The organism is Nonomuraea sp. H19 (assembly GCF_052068215.1).
Lineage (GTDB): Bacteria > Actinomycetota > Actinomycetes > Streptosporangiales > Streptosporangiaceae > Nonomuraea.
In genome coordinates, this window is record NZ_JBQHCV010000028.1 from 135,170 (window position 1) to 152,207 (window position 17,038).

General features: G+C 68.8%; 19 protein-coding genes. 9 read left to right on the top strand and 10 right to left on the bottom strand.

Annotation, left to right across the window (positions count from 1 at the left end):
• Positions 1-157 precede the first annotated feature (157 nt).
• From ACTMTI_RS44875 to tsaA, 5 genes are all read left to right on the top strand, one after another.
• Positions 158-691, top strand: coding sequence for a transposase (locus ACTMTI_RS44875; protein WP_441126955.1), 534 nt, complete (start codon positions 158-160; stop codon positions 689-691).
• 85 nt (positions 692-776) lie between these two features.
• A complete protein-coding gene (locus ACTMTI_RS44880) occupies positions 777-1,382 on the top strand; it encodes a hypothetical protein (RefSeq protein ID WP_441126956.1) in 606 nt (201 codons plus the stop codon).
• A gap of 414 nt (positions 1,383-1,796) precedes the next feature.
• The gene (locus tag ACTMTI_RS44885; RefSeq protein WP_441126957.1) at positions 1,797-2,849 is read left to right on the top strand and encodes a WD40 repeat domain-containing protein; all 1,053 of its coding nucleotides are present in this window, start codon (positions 1,797-1,799) and stop codon (positions 2,847-2,849) included.
• A gap of 231 nt (positions 2,850-3,080) precedes the next feature.
• Positions 3,081-3,557 carry a hypothetical protein gene (locus tag ACTMTI_RS44890; RefSeq protein WP_441126958.1) on the top strand — a complete coding sequence of 159 codons (477 nt, stop codon included), beginning with the start codon at positions 3,081-3,083 and terminating at the stop codon, positions 3,555-3,557.
• Between the two features lie 168 nt (positions 3,558-3,725).
• Positions 3,726-4,127: a tRNA (N6-threonylcarbamoyladenosine(37)-N6)-methyltransferase TrmO gene (gene tsaA, locus ACTMTI_RS44895; protein WP_441126959.1), complete on the top strand. Its 402-nt coding sequence runs from the start codon at positions 3,726-3,728 to the stop codon at positions 4,125-4,127.
• A gap of 52 nt (positions 4,128-4,179) precedes the next feature.
• Here tsaA and ACTMTI_RS44900 read toward each other — a convergent pair whose 3' ends face one another.
• The 5 genes from ACTMTI_RS44900 to ACTMTI_RS44920 form a co-directional block, all read right to left on the bottom strand.
• Positions 4,180-4,788: a glyoxalase gene (locus ACTMTI_RS44900; RefSeq protein WP_441126960.1), complete on the bottom strand. Its 609-nt coding sequence runs from the start codon at positions 4,786-4,788 to the stop codon at positions 4,180-4,182.
• A gap of 10 nt (positions 4,789-4,798) precedes the next feature.
• Positions 4,799-5,257 carry a helix-turn-helix transcriptional regulator gene (locus ACTMTI_RS44905; protein ID WP_441126961.1) on the bottom strand — a complete coding sequence of 153 codons (459 nt, stop codon included), beginning with the start codon at positions 5,255-5,257 and terminating at the stop codon, positions 4,799-4,801.
• A gap of 195 nt (positions 5,258-5,452) precedes the next feature.
• Positions 5,453-5,863: a VOC family protein gene (locus ACTMTI_RS44910; protein WP_441126962.1), complete on the bottom strand. Its 411-nt coding sequence runs from the start codon at positions 5,861-5,863 to the stop codon at positions 5,453-5,455.
• Positions 5,864-6,098: 235 nt separating this feature from the next.
• The gene (locus ACTMTI_RS44915) at positions 6,099-6,536 is read right to left on the bottom strand and encodes a VOC family protein (protein ID WP_441126963.1); all 438 of its coding nucleotides are present in this window, start codon (positions 6,534-6,536) and stop codon (positions 6,099-6,101) included.
• Position 6,537: 1 nt separating this feature from the next.
• On the bottom strand, positions 6,538-7,122 hold the full coding sequence (locus tag ACTMTI_RS44920; protein ID WP_441126964.1) for a DinB family protein: 585 nt from the start codon (positions 7,120-7,122) through the stop codon (positions 6,538-6,540).
• Positions 7,123-7,183: 61 nt separating this feature from the next.
• Between ACTMTI_RS44920 and ACTMTI_RS44925 the strand changes: the two genes are divergently transcribed.
• Positions 7,184-8,143, top strand: coding sequence for a helix-turn-helix transcriptional regulator (locus tag ACTMTI_RS44925; RefSeq protein WP_441126965.1), 960 nt, complete (start codon positions 7,184-7,186; stop codon positions 8,141-8,143).
• Between the two features lie 174 nt (positions 8,144-8,317).
• The gene (locus tag ACTMTI_RS44930) at positions 8,318-8,725 is read left to right on the top strand and encodes a hypothetical protein (protein ID WP_441126966.1); all 408 of its coding nucleotides are present in this window, start codon (positions 8,318-8,320) and stop codon (positions 8,723-8,725) included.
• Positions 8,726-9,002: 277 nt separating this feature from the next.
• Here ACTMTI_RS44930 and ACTMTI_RS44935 read toward each other — a convergent pair whose 3' ends face one another.
• The 3 genes from ACTMTI_RS44935 to ACTMTI_RS44945 form a co-directional block, all read right to left on the bottom strand.
• On the bottom strand, positions 9,003-9,311 hold the full coding sequence (locus ACTMTI_RS44935) for a PASTA domain-containing protein (protein ID WP_441126967.1): 309 nt from the start codon (positions 9,309-9,311) through the stop codon (positions 9,003-9,005).
• A gap of 474 nt (positions 9,312-9,785) precedes the next feature.
• The gene (locus ACTMTI_RS44940) at positions 9,786-11,669 is read right to left on the bottom strand and encodes an adenylyl cyclase (RefSeq protein WP_441126968.1); all 1,884 of its coding nucleotides are present in this window, start codon (positions 11,667-11,669) and stop codon (positions 9,786-9,788) included.
• 184 nt (positions 11,670-11,853) lie between these two features.
• Positions 11,854-12,099: a hypothetical protein gene (locus ACTMTI_RS44945; RefSeq protein ID WP_441126969.1), complete on the bottom strand. Its 246-nt coding sequence runs from the start codon at positions 12,097-12,099 to the stop codon at positions 11,854-11,856.
• Between the two features lie 513 nt (positions 12,100-12,612).
• Here ACTMTI_RS44945 and ACTMTI_RS44950 point away from each other — a divergent pair.
• Positions 12,613-13,125 carry a hypothetical protein gene (locus tag ACTMTI_RS44950; RefSeq protein WP_441126970.1) on the top strand — a complete coding sequence of 171 codons (513 nt, stop codon included), beginning with the start codon at positions 12,613-12,615 and terminating at the stop codon, positions 13,123-13,125.
• 93 nt (positions 13,126-13,218) lie between these two features.
• Here ACTMTI_RS44950 and ACTMTI_RS44955 read toward each other — a convergent pair whose 3' ends face one another.
• Positions 13,219-15,714: a polysaccharide lyase family 8 super-sandwich domain-containing protein gene (locus ACTMTI_RS44955; protein WP_441126974.1), complete on the bottom strand. Its 2,496-nt coding sequence runs from the start codon at positions 15,712-15,714 to the stop codon at positions 13,219-13,221.
• 218 nt (positions 15,715-15,932) lie between these two features.
• On the opposite strand from ACTMTI_RS44955, the gene ACTMTI_RS44960 reads away from it, so the two are divergent.
• On the top strand, positions 15,933-16,661 hold the full coding sequence (locus ACTMTI_RS44960; RefSeq protein ID WP_441126971.1) for an expansin EXLX1 family cellulose-binding protein: 729 nt from the start codon (positions 15,933-15,935) through the stop codon (positions 16,659-16,661).
• Between the two features lie 125 nt (positions 16,662-16,786).
• On the opposite strand, the gene ACTMTI_RS44965 is transcribed toward ACTMTI_RS44960, so the two are convergent.
• Positions 16,787-17,038 (bottom strand): ATP-binding protein (locus ACTMTI_RS44965; RefSeq protein WP_441126972.1); only part of this gene is annotated, 252 nt, incomplete at its 5' end.

Here is a 17,038-nt window from a genome sequence, read left to right on the forward strand (position 1 = left end):
TAGCGCCTCCACTTGTCTGGCATATGGAATAATTTGCGACGCTCATCCTAGCGATGACGCGGAGGTCGGCTCGTATCTCTTAGTGCGCGTTTGAGAGGATTGTTCATGTTCGGCGTGGCGGCGTGACGAATGGCATGGAGGCCGTCAGGGTGGCTGGATGCCCCCGGATCGTTACCCGTCGGACCTGCCCGACGCGCAGTGGGAGCTGATCGAGCCCTTACTCCCCGAGCCGAGCACCGGCGGGCGTCCGGAGAAGCATCCGCGCCGGGAGAAGGCCCGCCGCCAGGCCGGTCGCGAAGACGAGCCGTCGGCCGGCATCATCGACTCCCAGAGCGTCAAGGGCGCCGATACCGTGGGGCGTGACAGTCGGGGCTACGACGCGGGCAAGAAGTTCAACGGCCGCAAGCGGTTCATCATCACCGACACCACCGGCCTGCTCGTCACGGTCGCGGTCATGGCGGCTGGCCGGCAGGACCGCGACGGCGCCAAGACCGCCCTGCTGTCGGCGTATCTGACCACCCCGATCCGGCATGTCTTTGCCGATCAGGGCTTCGCGGGACGGCTGGTGGACTGGGCCCGTGACACCCTGCGCACCACCCTGGAGTCCGCTGGGCCGCCATCGCCGGCATGGACCGCTTGCCTCACCCGAGGAGGCCCCGCTCGACGCCGACCTCGCTACATCTGCGACTGACGGACCGCACATACGATATTCGCAAAACACACAGTCATCCCCGCACATGTCCTCATTGCCCACCGTGCAACCGCAAGGAATATCCATGTTCCAGCCTGGCGCCCGCCTTGAGTTCGTCTCCGCTGACGGGCCCATACGTGAGCCGGTGACCAAGATCGGCGGGCAGCCGGTGTGGCTGGAGGAGCCGCAGTGGCCATACTCGCGCATCAATGGCGACCCCATGCAGTTCTTGGGCCAGTTCGCGCTCGGCGGCGGCCGCCTGGCTTATGTGTTCATGGGCGATGAAGATCTCTCCGGGCTACCCGAGGGTGGTGAAAACGCGGTGGTGATCCAACCGGGCGGCCGTATCCCGGACTTCGTGACCGTACGGGCGCAGGCCGAGGGGCCCGCGGCGTGCGTGGACCATCTGCCGCGTTTGGCGGAGGAGGATACGTCAGTGTTCCTCGGCGGCCCTGGGGTGGAGCCGGATTGGATACACGATGAGCGGTATCCGGAAAAGGGCTGGACGCTGGTGGTTCAGCTCACGTCAGAGCTGGAGGATTGGCTGCCCATCGACGGACTGACGGAGCGTGAGGTATCGGAAGAGGTCGTGCCTTGCCATTACACGTGGGGCCGAAGCGGGTGGGGGGCAGGTTGGGCCTTCGTCTCGCCAGACGGAAAGGAGGGCCGCTTCCTATGGGATTGCGTGTGACAAGGCTGCGGCCAGGCATCCGTGCCATTCGTCACGCCGCCACGCCCAGGCCCTGTGCGGAGACCGCCAGTTCGCCTAGGTGCCGGGTGGGGACGTAGGTCATGGAGCTGCCTCCTGAGCTCGGAACCGTGTGCCCACCGACGCTAGGGGTTTGAGCGCGCTCCAAGTCAACCGGCGTGAACGTCATCACCGGCCTTGCGGCGCGGGGGCGTTGTGGGCCGGATCGGCGCGCAGGGACGGCGGCTTCGGCTACCGCGGTGACCTGGTGCCCGGAGCAGGCCTGGTTCGCTGCCTCACAGATTGAGTGGACGCGGAATGCCGGATCTGGCGGAACGTGTCGGGGTTGGGGGTAACCTCCCGCACATGAATGATCTTCGGATGTTTCATTGCTTCTCCGGTCATACCGCCGCCTCGATGGACAACCTCGCAGCGATCGGCCTCGATGGCGTGCCTGGCGTGGTCGGGGCCGACAGCAGCGGGACCATCTGGACGTGGAACCTGGTCACCGGCGACCGCAGGGAACGACCGCTCGACCTTGACAACGCCGCGCCGGAAGACCCGGTCCCCGACGCCGACGGTGAGATCTGGGATGAGGACGACTCCGACGAAGAGGAGGATGACCTCCTGGAAGAAGAGCCTCCCACGGCCGACCCGGACGAGGTCGTGTCCCGACTGGCGGCGGCGAACTTCGACGGTCGTCCAGTGGTGGTGACCGGCGGGGGTCGCTTCGACCTTACTCACCTGCTCGGAGAGGACTACATGGGCGGGGCCGTCAGGGTATGGGATCTGGGAACCGGTCACAAGATCGGGAAGACCCTGACCGGCCACGGCTTGGGCGTCTGCTCTCTCGTCACCGTCTCGTCCGAGCGAGGGCCACTCGTCCTCAGCAGCAGTGAGGAGGGCAAGCTGCTGGTCTGGGACCTGACCCGCGGCGAACTCATCGCAGACCTCAAGGGCAGCTACAACGGAGAGATGACCGCTGCCTTGGTCGGCGGGCGGCCGATCGCGGTGACCGGAGGAGAGGACTCCAGCCTCCAGGTATGGGACGTCCTCAGCGGTGAACAACTCGGAGAGCCTCTGACCGGCATCGAGCCCGTGGTCAGAGCCATCGCGATAGCCGAGGTGAACGGCCGTGCGGTCGTGGTGGCCGGCGGCGACGAGATGACGGCACGGGTGTGGGACATCGCCCGTGGTGAGCAGATCGGGGTGCCGCTGTCCGGCCACACCGGCTCCATCCGTTCGATTGCCGTCACCCGGCTCAACGGAGCGACGGTGGCGGTGACCGGCAGCGAAGACGGAACGGCTCGGATCTGGGACATTGCGCGCGGACAACAGCTGGGGGACCCGTTGGCGGGACACGAGGGGGCTATCGAGGTGGTGGTGACCACGGAAATCGACGGCAGGCCGATCGCCGTAACGGGAGGCGAGGACGGCACCGTCCGGGCGTGGAACCTGACGCTCATGTAGCTTCAGTGGTCGACGCCCACCAGCAGATCCAGGAACAGATCCTTGAAAGCCATACCCTACTGATCACCTACGTGGGCACTCTCAGTGAGCAGCCTGGGCATTTTCGCTGAGCGACATCAAGGGGGCAGGTCGGGACATGGCGCTGGAGGTGTTCCCCTGTTATGGACCGGCTGCATCAGGCGGCGTTCACGCAGCGCGCCACGATCGGCTGAAGGGGGTGACCATCCGACCATGACGCTCCGCATCGCGATATCCGGCCACCGAGGGCTCTCCCCCGCTATCGAGCAGCATGTGGACGCCGACATCCGCGCCGCGCTCGCCCAGCTCGATGAGCCAGTGGTGGGCCTGTCGTGCCTCGCCGACGGCGCGGATGTGATCGGAGCCCGCGCCGTACTGGACTGCGGCGGGCAACTCGAGGTCGTCGTGCCTGCGACGAAGTACCGGCAAGCGCTGCCGGCCCAGCACTGGCCCACCTACGACGAGCTGTACGGGCGCGCGAGCCGGATCCACGAGCTCAACTTCGCCGAATCCACCTCCGAATCGCACCAGACCGCCTCGGAACTCATGCTCGACAACTCCGACATGCTCTGGGCGGTATGGGACGGTCTCCCCGCCAGGGGGTACGGGGGCACAGCGGACGTTGTCGCCGCTGCCCGCCGGCGCGGCCTGCCCATCCGGGTGTTCTGGCCCCAGGGTGCCGAACGCTGATTGCAGAGGCACCTGGGTCAGCCATCCGGTCAGCCATGTGTTGTCCTGTGTGGTCTGCTTTGGGGCCGGTCGCTGTGCGGGCGATGCGGGACCGCCGATGTCGGTCAGTTGTGGCAGCGATCGCCAAACGCTCTAGCACATCGGGTCGACCCACGGTACGGAGAAGTCATGACGTACGAGATTCGTCCGATCGGAGTCGTCCAGTCCTCCTTGGTGGATCGCGCGAGCGCTCCGAAGCAGGGTGTGGAGGGCGCTCCCGACGCTTGGCTGACGTTCGATCCTGCAATGGCCGATGGCATCCGTGATCTTACGGTGGGCGATGAGGTGTTCGTCCTCACGTGGCTGCACCTCGCCGACCGATCCGTGGTGGCCGTACATCCGCGTGATGATCTGCGGAACCCGCTGACCGGTGTCTTCAGCACCCGTTCCTCCGACCGGCCTAATCCCATCGGTCTGCACCGAGTTCGGGTGCTCGCGATCGACGGGCTTCGGGTGCGGGTAGCCGATCTCGAGGCCATCGACGGCACCCCGATCGTCGATGTGAAACCGGTCCTGGACGCAACGCGCTAGGGGCGTCCCGTGATCGTCTCCAGTAGGGCGGCGTGCTTGCGGGACACTCCCGCTAGGCCACCTCCCACACGAAGCCGTCCGGGTCGGTGAAGGGCCCGGCATCGCTGCCGATGATGAGCCGGTGCGATCCGGTGCCATCGGGAGCGACGCCGGCGACCTTGGCGAGGGCACGACGCTTGTAGAGCGACAGCTTGACGGGACTCGACGAAGTGGCGAACTCGACGTACCTGCGGCCATAGCTCTTCGTCACGGCGAGGCCGCGGTCAACGTAGAACCGCTTGCTCGCGGCTACGTCTGCGACTCCCAGCTGGAGCACGATCTGGTCGATCTGCCGGGTGGCCGGGCCGGTGTCCTTCTTCGCCGAGGACGCGATCGTCCAGATCGTCCCGTCCGGGGCTTGTACAACGCCGCCGTAGCCCCACAGCGACTTCGCGGCCGGCTTCAACGGCGTGGCGCCGGCGTCGAGGGCGGTGCCGATGAGGCCGTTGACGGTGGCCGGCTGGGACACGATGAGCGACAGCGTGAACCCACGGAAGCCGGTCGTCGGCGCTTCCGAGGCCCGCAGACGCACCAGAGTGCCCAAACCGAAAGCAGTGGTGTAGAAGCGGTTGGCCGCCGCGGGGTCGACCGCCTCAAGGGTGACGAATTCGATGGAAGCCATGGCTGTCACGCTAAGTGGGCTCGGTGACCAGCGCTTCTCGATTCCTGACCGGTCTGGTCACCTGTTTCGCCACGCACGACGGCATCCCCGCCGCAGCGCCCGCCGCGCGGCTCTGGTACGCGCTGGGCGGCATGCCCACCAGCTCGGTGAAACGGGTGCTGAAGGTGCCCAGCGACGAGCAGCCGACCGCGAAGCAGACTTCGGTGACGCTGAGGTCGCCACGACGCAGCAGCGCCATCGCGCGCTCGATGCGCCGCGTCATCAGATAGGAGTACGGCGACTCGCCGTAAGCAAGCCGGAACTGGCGGCTGAGGTGCCCGGCCGACATGTGCGCGCCTCGGGCGAGCGCTTCGACGTTCAGCGGCTGCGCGTACTCCCGGTCGATCCGATCGCGGACGCGGCGCAGCCGCGCAAGGTCGTTCAGGCGCTGTGCCGCGGTCAGTGCGCGCCCCCATGCGGGATGACACATGAGAGAACTCCTTTCATCGATGTCCGCGAGCACCTGGGCCACATGGCGAGGGTGCTCGCCGGTGAGGGTGCGGCGAGGTCGGCGGGTGTGCCCTCGAAGGCCCCGGCCGCCGTCGAGGATGAGCCGCGGACGGAGGCCTGGAAGCGCTGGCCGCCGCGTTCTCTGCGGAGGTCATCGTGGCCGAATCTGAACGGCTCAGCGAAGCTCCTGGATGCGGACCAGGTTGCCCGCGGGATCGCGGAAGGCGCAGTCGCGGACGCCGTACGGCTGCTCCGTCGGCTCCTGGACGACCTCGGCGTCGCCGGCCTGCAGCCTCTCGAAGGTGCCGTCGAGGTCCCGGGTGGCCAGCAGGATCCAGCCGTAGGTGCCCTTGGCCATCATCTCGGTGATGGTGCGGCGCTCGTCCTCGGTGATGCCGGGGTCGGCGGCCGGCGGCGCCAGGAGGATGGACGTGCCGGGCTGGTCGACAGGGCCGACCGTGATCCAGCGCATCTTGCCGTGCCCGACGTCGCTGCGGACCTCGAAGCCTAGGGTGTCGCGGTAGAAGGCCAGGGCGGCGTCCGGGTCGTCATGCGGGAGGAAGCTCGTATGAATGGTGATGTCCATGGCCGTCACGTTATCTACGGCTCGGTGACCGGTGCTTCTCGGATCCTGATCGGCCTGGGCGCGACCGCCCGGGACCTGCCCTTCCCCTTGCTCATGGCGGCGCTCGCGGCCGCCCTGGTCCTCGCGACCGCGCGGCAACGCGTGGACACGCTCCTGCCTGGCCCTCGGCCTGGCGGCCGCCCGGCCGCTAAGGGCCGGAGCGCCGCAGACGTCGCCGGCCCCGCCGCGCGGCTGATCAGTCGAGGCAGAACTCGTTGCCCTCGGGGTCGGCCATCATGATGTGACCGGCGTCGAGCGGCGGAGCGGGCTCGTAGCGCTGGAGCCGGTTGGCGCCGTGGGAGACGAGCCGCTCGGCCTCCGCCTCCAGGGCCGCCATCCGCGCGTCGCCCTCGAGCCCGGGGGCGGCCCGCACATCGAGGTGCACGCGGTTCTTGGTCTGCTTGCCCTCCGGCACCCGCTGGAAGAACAGCCGCGGTCCGGAGCCCTCGGGGTCGACCGCCGCCGAGGCGTCGTTGCGGCGCTCGGGCGGCACGCCCATCGCCTCCAGGGCCTGCTCCCACGACTCGAAGCCCCTGGGCGGGCCCTGCACTTGGTAGCCGAGGGCCTCTGCCCAGAACGCGGCCAACCCGGCCGGGTCGGCGCAGTCGAAGGTGATCTGTACGTCGCGGGCCATCTCAGCTCGCCTCCTGTCGGGTCTGCTGATGGGTGTGCAGGTGAAGGTCGCGGAGCAGGCACACCTCGGCCAGATGGTGGATCAGCTCGCGGTTGATGTGCAGCACCAGCGCTGCCAGAGGATGCTCGGCGTACGGTCCCTCCGCCTCCCCGCACGGGCGGGCGAGGCCGGTTTCGCCGAGGGACTCGACCCCGGCCAGCCACGTGGCGTACTCCGTGTCGAGCTGGTCCAGCGCCGCGGCCGCGGTCGCGGCGTACTCGAACGGCTGGTAGTCGGTGGGCGCGCGACCGAAGTGCGCGGCGTTGCGCACCGCGAGCACGCCGACGATCACGTGCCCGAGTCGCCACGCGATCGTCGTGAACGGTGGCGGATGGGGCACCGGCATCGCGAAGTCGATGGTCATCGCGCCGGACCCGGCCTGCACGGGTGCGGCGCCGGTGCCGCGCGGACGCACGCTCCAGCAGCCGGGCGCCGGCTCCCAGAAGTACTCGTCGTCGGTGAGTCCGTCGAGACGATCGCGCAGTTGCTTGGTCCAGTGCCAGGCGAGCTGCTCTCGGAGCAGGGGGTTCCAGGTCTGGTCGGTCATGGCTTCAGCCTTGCGCAAATAGCGGACAGGATCGTTCCGTGATCTGTGGAACGATGCGCACATGACTGTCGAGGCGACGACCGAACGGGTGCTGCGGTTGCTGGCGCTGCTGCAGCGCCGGCCGTCCTGGACCGCCGCCGAGCTCGCCGCCGAGCTGGGGGTCACCGACCGCTCGGTGCGCCGCGACGTGGAGCGGCTGCGCGCGGTCGGCTACCCCGTGCACGCGACAGCGGGCGTCGGCGGCGGCTACCAGCTCGGTGCGGGCACTCGGCTGCCGCCGCTGCTCCTCGACGACGAGGAGGCGATCGCGACGGCGGCGTCTCTGCGGCTGGCGGCGGGGGGCACGGTCGCCGGGGCGGGCGAGGCGGCACTGCGGGCGCTCGCGAAGCTCGACCAGGTGATGCCGCCCCGGCTGCGCGCCGAGGTGCGGGCGGTGTACGGCGCCACCGAGACCCTTGTCGGCCCCGGGGTCGAGATCGACGCGGAGCTGCTGGTGACGCTCGCGCGGGCCTGTCGCGACGCCGTGCGGGTGCGGTTCCGGTACGCCGGCCGCGACGGCGGGGAGCGCGAGCGCACGGTCGAGCCGGTGCGAATGGTCGCCACCGGCCGCCGCTGGTATCTGATGGCCTGGGACGCCGACCGCGACGACTGGCGCACCTTCCGGCTGGACCGGATGCGCGAGGTGGTGGCGACGACCTGGCGCTTCCGGGCGAGGGAGCATCCGGACCCGGTCGCCTACGTGCAGCGGTCCGTGGCCGAGGCGCCGTACCGGTATCTCGCCCGGGTGCGGGTGCACGCCCGGCCCGACCGGGTGCGGGAGCTGGTGCCGCCCCAGGTGGGGCGCGTGGAGGACGATCGCGACGGGTGGTGCGTGCTCGTCGTCGGCGGGGAGGACCTGGACTGGCTCGCCGTTCGCGTGGCCCGGCTGGGCTTCGAGGCGGAGGTGCTGGAGCCTCCGGAGCTGCGGGAGGCCAGCGCCCTGCTCGCCCGCCGCTTCGCGGCGATGGCCGGGACCGGTTGACGGACCCGGCCAGTCCTTGCTCGACACCTTGGCGACTATGCGCCACGTAGCCGCAAGCCCCGACGTGTCTGTCAAACCGGGGGCAACTCCGGGTGAACTTCCCAGGTTTCGGACGCATCCAAATGTATATATATGCCGAATCCCGGCAAAGCTCACTACTCCGGAAGGAACCCGATGCGAGTCCTCCCCCTCCTGGCTGCGGGCACCACTTTCTTTCTCTTGGCCGCCCCACTGACCGCGCAGGCCGCCACCGGCTCGGCCACCAGCCTGACTCCGGTCTCGAGTTCGAGCGCCCAGCGCGCGGCCGCCGCCTGGCCCTCCTGCGTGAAAGCCACCCGCATCAAGCTGAACAACGACGGCTGGTCCGATCCCAAGTGGCAGGTCCGGGTGGTCAACAACTGCACCCGCACGATCAAGTACGCGATCGTGCGCGACCGGCAGTCCGACTTTGGCTATGTGGCGGTTTCCGCTGGTAAGACCGGCTATCGCAACATCGGCAAGTACTCTTTCGGGCACAGTGCCTCCGAGCCCGACGGCGTGAAGATCTACTACCGGGGCACCCGCTACACGAAGCGTTTCTGAGGCAAACGGCGCGCTGAATCGCGCTCACGGGGGTGCGCTGTTCAGTCTCCGGAGGGCTCGGCCTGGGGTGGCGATCGGCCTCGCATGCGACAACGAATGCCCCTGCGGATCACCGGCAGCTGAGGGACGGACCTCTACAGCACGCCGGCCACCTGCCTGCCCACGGCGCTTGCCGTACGACCCCATGCGAGGAGCGTCGTCGTGCTCGCGAAAGAGTCGGCGTACGGCACGCCTGTTCTGGCCAAGCCTCGCGGCTTTCGTGCTGTCCGGGGCAGGCCTATTCGCCGATCTTCTTGGCGTACAAGGTGATCAACGTGTCCGTGCTCACCTTGCGCCCCGCCGCGGGGGACTGCTTGGTGATGACCCAGTTGCGGTCGAACACCTGCAGCCGGTTCTGCCCGGTAGCGTCCTTGTCGTTCAACACGTAAAAGCCGGCGGCCTGTAGCGTGTCCTGGCCCTCCTGCAGGTTCATGCCGACGACGTCCGGCAGCTTCTTCTCCTCCGCTGCGGGCTCGGCGGGTGAGCCTGTTTCCGGCTTCGGGGGATCGGACTCTTGTGCGCTCTCGGTGACGGCGGGCGCTGACACTGTCGCGGTGACTGTCTCTACGGGAGCGGCCGGGGGGCCGCCGCACGCGGTGAGGCAGGCAGTCGCGAGGATGGCTGCACACGCTAACCAGGCTGTGTGGTGTGAACGCATCATGGTGTCCTCGGGTCGGAGAGATGGGGCCCGCACATGTGAGACGTCTGCTTGTCACTGATGGTTGTCGCGGAGTCGCGCTCGGTTGGCATTCAATGCCTGTCACTCGGCATGGATGGCGCTGCAGCGGGCCGCCAGGGAAACACCTGGCAGGTACGCTCTTCCGCCACTCGGTGATGCGCGCCTTCATCACGGGGTCCGTCGCCGGATCGAGGAGCGAGGACACCGCTCGGAGGTGACAACCCGTTCGCGGGGTCTACCAGGGGCCGGCGATGGCGTGGCCGTACGGTGCAGGCCGCCTGATCATCACGACAACGTGCCGGTGGGCCGGGGCACGGAGGGTCCGGCCCACCAGAACGGGCCCTACGGGGCCGGGTAGTCCGCGACGTACACCGGCGCACCGACCTTGGTCGTGTCGGCCGCGTCGCCCACGCCGTTGACGACGTGGTCGATCGTTCCGGCGCTGAGGTTGACGGTCATGATGTGGTGCAGCTTGACGCCCGGGGTCTCCGGAACCTCAAAGCCGTTCTCGGTGTGGATCTGCGGGTTGTTCTGGTTGAACACGTAGACTCCACCGCCGTAGAGGCTGTGCGTCTTCACGCGGTTGCCGACCTTGTAACCGGCCCAGCCCTCGACGTCGCCGTTCATCCAGTCGGCCTGGGTCGGCGGGTCGTACGGAAGCTCGTTCTGATACATGATCGTCGTGCCGTCGTCGCCGTTCCAGACGGTGTTGTACTGCTGGAAGTGCTCGACGAACAGGCCGGTCGCGGTCACGTGGTCGCCGTTGATGACGGCGCCGTTGCGGCCGATGTTGGTGTTCCAGCGCTGAGTGTCGGTGAAGCCCTCGACCCCGTGGTCGGCGCGCCACACCCAGGTGTGGTCGATGAGCACGTTGTCGCTGTTGATCTCGAGCGCGATGTCGGTCTTGCCGACGTGCGGTCCGCCGACCCGGAAGTAGACGTCGGACAGAGTCGCCGGGTTGTCCGCCGAGCTCCAGCGCTGCCCGTGCTTCTTGCCCACCCGCAGCAGAACCGGCGACTTCTCGAGGCCCGCGTCGACGGTCACGCCGGCGACGACGACGCCGGGGACGTCGGCGACGACGAGCGGGGTCGAGCCGTTGACGGCGGTGAGTGTGGCGTGCCCGAGACCGAGGACGACCGTGTTCGGGCGCTTGATCTCGATGCTCCGCGCGATGTCGTACACGCCGGGCGTGAGCAGCAGGTGCTTGCCGCGCGCGAGCTGGTTGTTGATGACCTGCACCGAATCCGACGGCTTCGCGACGAAGAAGTCGCTGATCGGCAGCGTACGGCCCGGCGTCATGCCGTCGGCCCACGAGATGCCGCGCGTGCCCTTCCGGGCGGCGGGCACGCGGACCTTGTACCTGCCCTGCGCGTCGGCGTACAGGTAGGGCTTCTCCCGGCTGACGGGAGTGGCGTCGAGGGTCGTGTAGGGCGGATTCGGGAACCCGGCCTGGTCCGGTGCGCCGACGACGCCCGAGAAGACCTGGTTCCACACGCCGTTCGACCAGCCGGCGACCTCGCTGTTGCGGGTCAGCCACTGCTGTTGCGAGCCGTTCGTGACGGACGGCAGCTTGGAGTCGGCGATGAAGCCCCCGCTGGCGTACTGCGGGCCGGCGGTGCAGTAGTCCATCAGCGACAGGTTGCCGCCGCTGATGTCGAGACGGCGCAGGGACACCGCCTGGGAGACGGCCCAGAAGTTCGCCGTCGCCCTGCAGCCGTCCTGGCCGGCCGCGTTGACGTTGATCGACAGGTTGGACAGGGTGCGCCAGAAGTTGACGAGCGCGAGGCAGTTACCGGTTCCGCCGTCCGCCAGGCAGCGGTTGTAGACCTCGACCTTGCCGTTGATGACGACGTCGGTGGGCGAGGCGCCCAGGCCGGCGACCTCGGTGTAGTAGCCGACCTTGATCTGGAGCGGGTGCTCGGTGGTGCCGTACGTGCCGGGCTTGAAGAGGTAGGCGTGGCGCGTGGTGCCCATCTCGTTGTCGACCTGAGCGGCGTGCGCCGCGTCGAGGGTCGCCTGGATTTCGCTGACCGGCATGCTCGGATCGAAGACGGTGACGTTCGGCCCGAGATCAGGGGCGCCGGGAGCCGGCGATGCGGCGGTGGCGGGCGTTCCCGCCGTCATGACGGCGGTCGCCAGCGCGAGACCGACGGTTAACGCCCGGGGAATTCGCAGACCGAGGCGCCGCCTCGTGAGACTCCCGTCACCGGGAGGCTGGGTCGTCATACGGCTCGTCCTTTCCGCTGCGTGTGCAGCGCTCCATGGACAGTGGACATCGGAGGTGGATGAGACCCTTCGACGGGCGGCCGGACACCGCCGGACCGCGAGAGAGCGCTCTCTCGTGTCGGACGTTTCTATCGCGTGGACCGGTCACGTCACAAGTGCACGGGCTCCGTCTGCTGGTAGCCGGTCAGGCTTGTCGGGCTCGAAAGCCCGCGCCGGGCTGAAAGCGGCCGGGTTGCGGCGTTCCACGAATCCTCAGGACGGAGTCGTAGGCGGCGCTCATCGGGACGCCTCGTAACGGCTCGTAGCTGCCGCCGTACGACACCGTCTGGCCGTCGGGCGTGTAGAAGAAGGCCAGAAAGCCGCCGGTCAGCAGGACGACCACGAAACAGTAGATGAGCATCTCGCCTACCAGCTGCCTCGCCCGCTCCATTCGGCATATTTCACCATAAGAACACCTGCTGGCCGTAGGTGTTCCCTGGTTTAGCGTTGGGTGGCCCACCTGCCCGGGTGACGGACCTGATGTACGGCCTCGGCAGCCGCTGAATGCGTAGGTCGCCGAAGTGCTCCCCGCGCACGTGGGAATGGTCCATCGTCGAAGTCGTCCTGTTTGTTGCCGGGGCCCGGAGGATACGGGCTGGGCGTAGCGGCGGATGGTCTTGATGGGCATGTCGGTGGCGCGCAACAGGGTGCCGGGTGCGCGCCGCCGGCCTGACGGGGCGGCGGCGCGACCTCCTGCCTGCGCGACCTCCTGCCTGGATACATCCATCGGCCTGACTCGTGGCGAGCCAGGTCGAAGAGTGCCCCTGGAGAGCTGGATCGGCGCTCTATATGGTGATCCAGGACGGCAGCGGCCCAGTTCGGGTTCGCGGGATGGCGGCGCGGTGCAGTGGGGGCTGTGATCGCCGGTTGCCATCGAGGACGCCGTCCGAGAGGGGGATGTGCGGTGGATCGTAACGAGGTCGCCTACCTCAGCGGTGGTCGTCGGAGGGTCGCCCTGGCGGCGCTTGCCACCCTCGTCATCGAGGGGCGAATGCGTTTATCCCATGACGGCAAGCTCTATTCCGTTGCGGGAGCCGGCGCAGCCGATCCCGTGGAGGAGGTGGCGCTGGCGCAGCGTTCCGGACTCCGGGAGGCGCTCGCCACGATGGAGGGGCATGAGAGCGTGCGGGCGGTGGAGGAGGACCTGCTGCACCGCGGGCTGGTCGCGCGCCGGTGGCTGGGCCTTTCCCGGCGACCTGCCCCAGCGGGCAAGGAGTTGATCGAGCAGGCGAGAACGACCAAAGGGAGAGGGGCGGCGCTCACGATCGCGCTCAACGGCCTCGTCGGAATCCCCGACTTGAAAATCAGGCGGCAGTTCGGCGGGGCCGTCGGAGGAAAGGGTTCGCTTCGTGGTCAGGGGACCGGCGGTTGGAGCGCCGGCGAGTCGATAGATGGGCCGAGCGGAAGTTCCTTGTAGCAGCATCGGCCGGCCGGCCGAACGGCTCCCCGCGCACGCGGGTCCCGACGCGCCGCCGGCCGAGGTATCACACCTTGGGCTCCGAGGGCCGGTTCAGCGCAGGGTGGCGGTGAAGGTACGGCCGTGGGCGTGGCGGGTCGCCGCCTGGACCAGGGTGCCGCCCGGCACGCGCCGTACCGTCACCCCCTCGTCGGCCGCGTCGAGCCTGAGGGACGCGCCGTACAGGACGACGGTGACGCGGTCGCGTTTCATCGTGGGGTCGGACAGGGCGACGACCGTGCGCGCGCCGGACTGGACGATGACCGCGGCGGGGCCGTCGATGAGCAGACGGTCGACGTGGCGCGGGCCATCGGCGAAGACGTTGGCGGCGACGATCCCGAGAGTCTTGTGCTTGATCGCTTGTACGTGCCGGTTGTTGGCCAGGACGGTCAGCGGGCCGTCCGCGTAGCCGCGCAGGCGGGTCTCGGTTGCGTTCGGGACCAGGGCGTAGGCGAGGGCGGGGACGTCACCGGTGGCGGGGTGGGTGACCGAGGCGGTGAAGACGTTCTTGGTCACGCTGGTGTCGGGATTGGCCGTGCGCACGACTCTGCGGCTGCGGGTCACCGTCTCCAATCCGGCCGCGATGGGCTGCCTGGTCAAGAAGGCGTAGCCGATCGCGGTACGGCGGGTGCCGTTCGCGTAGCGCAGCCAGCGCGGCGGCGTGGTGTCGCCCGCCTGCCAGGCCCCGCCGTTCCAGCCCTCGCCGGTGAGCGCGATCGCGTCGCCGGGAGCGGCGATGCGGCTGTCCACGGTGGTCACCGCCGCGCGGCCGCCCTGACCGGAGACGCCCGCGGCCAGCACCACGATCTCGTCGTTGAGCATGAACCAGGACTTGGTCGCGCGGCCGTTGCGGTAGGCGACGAAGTCGTCGGGCAGGATGCCCGCCTGTTTGGCGGTGTAGGCGGCGTCGTCGGACTGGACCATGCCGGCCACGCCGTACGCGCCGAGCGTCGCGCCGCCGGAGAAGGCGTTCCCGGCGCGGGGGAAGTACACGTAGGTGTTCTGGGACTCCGAGGAGGAGGTGAAGTTCAGCGGATGACCCGGGTTCTCGTACCAGAACCGGCCGTACAGCTCGGGCACCGTCCGCCGCTCCTCCACCGGCGCGGTGACCCCCGCCAGCCGGTACGGCGAGACGGCCGTGTAGTAGTCGACGCCGAACACCTCGCGCTGGTCCTCGCCCGCGAGGTAGAGGTAGTACGCGCCGTCGCCCTGGAACCAGGGCATGAGGTTCTCGCCGTTCATGTACTCGTACTTGCTGATCCGGTCGGAGCTTCGTGCCAGGGCGAAGGCGTAGCCGGGGCGCCGGTGGACGGTCCGGTCCATGGCGTTGAACGCCACGCAGCGCTCGGGCGGATTCAGGTCGGCGGCCGGGATGGCGGAGTCGGCGCGGATGGCCGCGTAGCGGGCGATGCTGACCGGGGAGACGAAGGCCGCCGTGTCGGCGGCCGGCAGGAACTTGACGTACTTCTTCAGCGCGAGGGCGCCGGCGGCCTCGACGTGGTCGGCCAGGTCGGCGATGGCCTCCACGATCACCCCGACGTCGGCGTAGCCGGTGTTGGTGCGCGAGACCGCCCGCCCCTTGACGATCTCCATCATCCAGCCCTCGAAGATCAGCGGGGCGAAGCCGTCGGCGATCCAGCGGTACACCACGCTGCTCAGGTCGGAGGCACCGCCGCTCGTCGCGCCCTCGAGCATTTTGAGGGTCTGTACGACACGGGACAGCAGGGCGCGCCCGTAGGAGCCGGTGTAGGCGACCGAGTGGTGCTGGATGAAGGAGCCGTCGCGGTAGTAGCCGTCGGTGACCCCGTGCCGGAGGTTGTAGGGGTCGATCGTGGTGAAGACGGTGGCCTGGTCGGAGATGGCCTTGCCGACGCGGGCGTCGTCGGCGGTGAGCGCGCCCTGCAGGATCCGGTTGGCGGTGATGTCGGCCAGGTTCGCCCCGGTGTGGAAGCGCGAGTCGAGGTCGACGTCGCCGTCCTTGCCGTTGCGAAGGTAGGCGTCCATCGACGCGATGTAGGTCGCCGTCAGGTCCGGCCGTTCCTCCCGCACCCGTTCGGCCAGCAGGGCGAGCGTCCTGCTCACGTGGGTGGAGATGCCGATCTCCCAGTTGTGCCAGTTGCCGTAGTAGCCCTGCGATTGGTTGCCGTAATAGCGCTCGTGCAACCACAGCAGGCCGTCGGCCACCCGCCGCTGGGCGGCGGTGTCATCGACGAGCTCGCCGCCCGGCGTGCGGGTCGCGAGCGCGATCTCGTACAGGTATTGGTAGGCCAGTCGCAGATTGGCGTCGTCGGTGCCGAGCTGCAAACCGGAGAACAGCTCGCCCTCGCCCGCCTGGTCCATGGCGGCCAGGCGCTGCCTGGCGGTCTTGAGGATCGCCGCGAGCTTGCCGGCGACCTCGGGCCGGGCATTGACGTCCGGGGTCCCCGCGAAGATCGCCACGGTGTTGGCGAGCAGCCGCGCGTGATCGATCCCCGCCGCGGCACGCGAGGGGGAGGCTACGGCGAGCAGACCGGCGGCGGGGAGCAGGGAGAGAACCTGGCGGCGAGACATGTGCGGCACGGCGGGCTCCAGGCCGTTGGTGGATATGCCGGGCTCACCTTACATGATCTACTTTTGCCGGCCCAAGATCTGCGGGACACCCGTTTCCGGGTGGGCACATCCTCGGCGGCCCGGCCGGAGATCGCATATCTGGATATATGGTGCTTTGCCGTACCGAGATGTACCGATTTCGCTACTGTCGCATCCATCCCGCACGAGAGGAACCCCGGATGCGACGCTTTCCCCCCGTTTTAGCAGCCGTGCTCGCCGCGACCTCGCTCCTGCCCGCCCATGCCCTGGCGCAATCCGCCCGGAGCGGGGAGAGCAGCGCGGCCACCCGCGTGCAGGCGAAGGCGGTCGGAGGAAAAGCGATCAGGGGAAAGGCGACCTTCTACGAACTCCAGTCCGGGGGCGGTAACTGCTCATATCCGTCGCCTCCCGCCGGCAACCTCTACGTCGCGCTCTCCCCCAGCGAGTACGCCGCCGCGGCCGCCTGCGGCGGCTACCTGAACGTCACCGGGCCGAGGGGCACCGTCCGGGTCAAGGTCGTCGACCAGTGCCCGGAGTGCCCGACGGGGCACATCGACCTGAGCCGCACGGCCTTCGCCCGCGTCGCGGACCCCGGCAAGGGCATGGCGGGGGTCACCTACCGCCCGGTCCGCAACCCGCGAGTCGGCAAACCCCTCTCCTTCCGCGTCAAGGAGGGGTCGTCGCAGTGGTGGCTGGCCCTGCTGGTCATCGACCACGGCAACCCGCTCACCTCGGTCGAGGTGAAGGGCGCCGGCGGTGCGTGGCGCAAGCTGGCCCGCGCCGACTACAACTACTGGATCGCCGAGTCCGGCATGGGCCGGGGCCCCTTCACCGTGCGGCTCACCGACACCCTCGGCCACCGGGTCACGGCCCAACGCGTCCGCCTGGCCCCCGCCGTCATCCAGCGCACCACCACGAAGATGTACTAGCGACCGCAGCCGCCCACCGGTGTGGGTGCCGCGCCCCTCATGTGGCTTCAGGACGTGGGCATCTCCAGCGTTGTCGGCGTTGAACCGGTGTGTCGCTGGTCCGGTGAACGTATGTGGTCACCGCACTAATCGTCCAGCAGGTCGTACAGGTCCAGGCCGCTCTGATCCGTGAGCAGGGCGGGTGATTCGGGCTTCAGGAGTTGTTCGGTCCAGATGCATTTGCCGTTGGCGGTGTAGCGGGTGCCCCACCGATGGGAGATCGCGGACACCAGCTGGAGCCCGCGTCCTCCTTCGTCGGTATCGGCGGCGCGGCGGATGCGGGGGGTGCTCTGGCTGCCGTCGGCGACTTCGCAGGTGAGGACGTTGCTGCGGAGCAG